Source organism: Halolamina salina (assembly GCF_042678005.1).
Lineage (GTDB): Archaea > Halobacteriota > Halobacteria > Halobacteriales > Haloferacaceae > Halolamina > Halolamina salina.
This window is the reverse complement of the sequence record NZ_JBHUDH010000025.1, coordinates 64,044-67,541: the sequence shown is the minus strand read 5'-3', so window position 1 is coordinate 67,541 and position 3,498 is coordinate 64,044. Positions and strand designations below refer to the sequence as shown.

3 protein-coding genes and 1 pseudogene are annotated in these 3,498 nt (G+C 70.9%); 2 read left to right on the top strand and 2 right to left on the bottom strand.

Annotation, left to right across the window (positions count from 1 at the left end; genetic code table 11):
- Positions 1 to 867, bottom strand: a pseudogene (locus ACFR9S_RS03405) (hypothetical protein); the annotation flags it as partial.
- Positions 860 to 1,624, bottom strand: a complete 765-nt coding sequence (locus ACFR9S_RS03400; protein ID WP_379818067.1) for an ABC transporter ATP-binding protein — start codon at positions 1,622 to 1,624, stop codon at positions 860 to 862. The pseudogene ACFR9S_RS03405 and the gene ACFR9S_RS03400, both read right to left, overlap by 8 nt.
- A gap of 123 nt (positions 1,625 to 1,747) precedes the next feature.
- Between ACFR9S_RS03400 and ACFR9S_RS03395 the strand changes: the two genes are divergently transcribed.
- The gene (locus ACFR9S_RS03395) at positions 1,748 to 2,158 is read left to right on the top strand and encodes a CBS domain-containing protein (RefSeq protein WP_379730656.1); all 411 of its coding nucleotides are present in this window, start codon (positions 1,748 to 1,750) and stop codon (positions 2,156 to 2,158) included.
- A gap of 153 nt (positions 2,159 to 2,311) precedes the next feature.
- On the top strand, positions 2,312 to 3,498 hold a 1,187-nt coding region (locus ACFR9S_RS03390; protein ID WP_379818069.1), incomplete at its 3' end, for a DUF1508 domain-containing protein.

The following is a 3,498-nucleotide window of genomic DNA, read 5'->3' as shown; positions in this document are numbered from 1 at the left end:
CTCGCGGGTCGTCGCCGTGTCGCCGTCGTCGGTCGGATCGACCTCGTCGCCGAACCACAGCGAGCCCGCGATCCGCTCCGCGGCCCAGCCGCCGCCGGCCAGCACCGCGCCGACGGTGAGCAGCCCGCCCGCGGCGTGGACGGGCGAGAACCGGATCGGCGTCCCCACCGCCAGTACCTCGACGATCCAGCCCAGCGGGACGGCGCTCAGCAGCGCGGGGTCGAGCGAGTAGGGGATCGACGGGAGCTGGAACAGCATGTACAGCCCGAAGAAGACGACGGCGACCAGCGCGCTCAGCCCGGTCCGGTGGCGGGCGACGAACGGCACTCGGGCGACGAGCCACGCCGTCGTGTAGCCCGCGAGCCGGCCAGCGACGACCGCGCTGGCGACGAACAGGCAGCCGACCAGCGGCACCGTGAGCAGCGGTGCCGGCGATCCGAACGCGTAGGCGCCGACGACGGTCACGAGCGCCGCGGTCGGGAGCACGTACGTCAGCACGCCCATCGACTCCGCAATGACGCCGCCGAGGACGGCAGTCCGGGGGGAGACGGTCGTCAGCACGAACGGCGCGGCCACGGGCTCGCTGTGGGCCGACGACGCCCGCTGGCCCAACAGAAAGACGCCGAACAGCCAGAACAGCGTCGCGCCGCCGCGCAGTGCGGGCGGGACCGCGGTCCCGGCCGGCGCGCTCTCCCGGATGATCGGCGTGAACAGCGCGGCCATCCCGCCGAGCATCAGCGTCGGGAACAGGACGCTGAGCGCCAGCAACACCAGCCGGCCCGTGTCCTCACGGACCGCCCGGACCGAGCGACGGTACTCGAAGGCGCCCGCCCGGAGCGCGTGCCGGAGCCAGTTCGGCTCAGCCATCTCCCTCGCTCGGTGCCGCGTCGGCGCGCTCGCCGGTGAGTTCGAGGAACACGTCCTCGAGCGAGCGCGCCTCACCGGTCTCGGCGCGGCGCTGCAGTTCGGCGGGTGCGCCCTCGGCCACCAGTTCGCCGTCGTAGAGGATCCCCACCGCGTCGGCGACCGCCTCGACCACCGGGAGGATGTGCGTCGAGAGGAACACGGTCGTTCCGCCGTCGGCGAGTTCGACGATCAGCTCCCGGAGCGTCCGGGCCGCACGCGGGTCGAGCCCGGAGGTCGGCTCGTCGAGGAACACTACCTCGGGCTGGTGAAGCACCGCCTGCACGTAGGCGACCTTCTGTCGCATCCCCTTCGAGTAGTCGGCGATTCGGCCCGCCGCGACCTCGGCCGGGAGGTCGAGGCGGTCGAACAGGTCGCCGGCGCGCTCGCGTGCCCGCTCGGGGTCGAGGTCGCGCAGGCCGGCGGCGTAATCGAGCTGTTCGTACGCTGTCGCGTGATCGTACAGCGGCGGTGTCTCGGGCAGGTAGCCGATCCGGGGGCGGAGGGCGTCGCGGTCGGTGGCGTCGGCGCCGGCGACCGTCGCGCGGCCGCGTGTGGGCCGGACCAGCCCGGTCAGCATCCGCATCGTCGTCGACTTCCCGGCGCCGTTCGGGCCGAGGAAGCCGAACACGCTACCGGACTCGACTGCGAGGTCGAGATCCGCGACGGCGACGGTGTCGCCGTACTGCTTGGTCAGGTCGGTGGTCTCGATGGCGGGCATGGGAGCGCGGGACACCGGCGTCTGACGGCGCTGTCCCATAGGCGTACCGACCGGGCGTCGGCGTGGCGGGGGTGATCGCCCGAGAGGGGAAGGGTTATCCGCTGTGTCGTGCTGTGTATTCACATGGACGAGACCGACGACCTCTTCGTCGCGAGCCTGATGAGCACCGAGGTCAAAACCGTCACGCGGGACACGCTGGTCGAGGACGCCGCCGAACTGATGCTCGACAACCAGATCGGATCGGTCGTCGTCGTCGACGACGACGGCACCCTCGAGGGGATCCTCACGCGAACGGACTTCGTGTCGATCGTGGCGGGGCAGCAGCCGAAAGACCAGACGCCCGTGAGTGAGTACATGACTCGGGACGTTCAAACCGCGAAAGCCGGCGACTCGATCCGGACGGTCGCCGACCGGATGGTCGAGGCCGGCTTCCACCACATGCCGGTGATCGACGACACCGAAGGGCTGATCGGCATGATCACCACCTCCGACCTCACCGCGTACCTCTCGACGGTGCAGACACCGAGCCCGTAGCATTCGACCGACCATACTCCGTGCGCGAACCGATCCACGAGCACCCGTAGTACCACGAGCGCCGGCAGTACCGACCGGTCGGCTCCCCTAAAGCGAACTGTGGGAGACGCTGGCATACCTATAAGCACTCAGAGGCGAAACAGGTAGCCGACGATGTCAACCGAACGAGCCGACGAGGGGGCGCTGCGATCGGTGTACCGACGGCGAATCGGCAATCCGACCACTAACGACGAGGTTCGGGGGTACTGGCTGTTCGTGGTCGGGCTGGTGCTCGCGGTGGCGGGGGTGTTGCTCTTCCTCGGGAGCGAGCCGCAAGGCGACCTCAGACAGCTCTCGCTGGTCGGGATCAGCCTCGGGCTGATCCTGCTGCTGGTGGGGCCGGTGATCCGGCTCCCGCTCGACTCGCGGGCGACGACGCTGGTCGCCGTCGGCGCCACCGTCGCGGCGATCGGCGTCGCCTACTTCGTCGCGGTGTTCCCGGGCGGATGGTCCATCCGGAACGGGAACACGACCGTGATCGGGCTCTACGGGCTCGGCCTGCTGCTCGTCGGTGCCGGCGGCGTGCTCGTCCCGCTACTCTCCGGGCGAGGCGAGGAAGCCGCCGATCTCCGGCGTGAGCTGGCCGAGCTCGACGACGTGCTCGAGGACAGCGCGGCCGACGAGGCCGACCTCGCCGCACGGGTCGCGGCGCTCCGGGGCGAACTGTCCGCGTCGAAGGACGCCGCGGCGTCACTGGGGCGGGCCGTCACGGCGATGTCGGAAGATCTCGCCGACGCCGAATCCGACGAGGCCGACCTCGCCGCGCGGCTCTGGTCGCTCCGCCAGAGTCAGGCCCGGTTCGAGCTGTACGAGGACAACGGCGGTGAGTTCCGCTGGCGGCTCCGCCACCGCAACGGCAACATCGTCGCGACCAGCGGCGAGGGGTACACCCGGCGGCACAACGCACAGAAGGGACTCGAGAGCGTCCGGCGCAACGCGCTCGGGGCGACGCTGCTTCGCATCGAGTCCGAGGAGGAACTCGCCGAGCCGGGCGAGACGTTCGAGCCGCCGGAGGTCGTCGAGAGTCAGACGACGTTCGAGCTGTACGAGGACGAGGGCGAAGAGTTCCGCTGGCGGCTCCGCCACGACAACGGCAACATCGTCGCCGACAGCGGCGAGGGGTACACCCGGCGGTCGGCCGCCCGCGACGCGATCGAGCGCGTCCAGGAGTACGCCGGTCCCGCGGAGTATCTGCGGCTCGACCCGACGGGGTTCGAGATCTACCGCGACGGCGCCGGCGAGTGGCGCTGGCGGCTCGTCCACCGGAACGGGAACGTTCTCGCCGACGGGGGCGAGGGGGA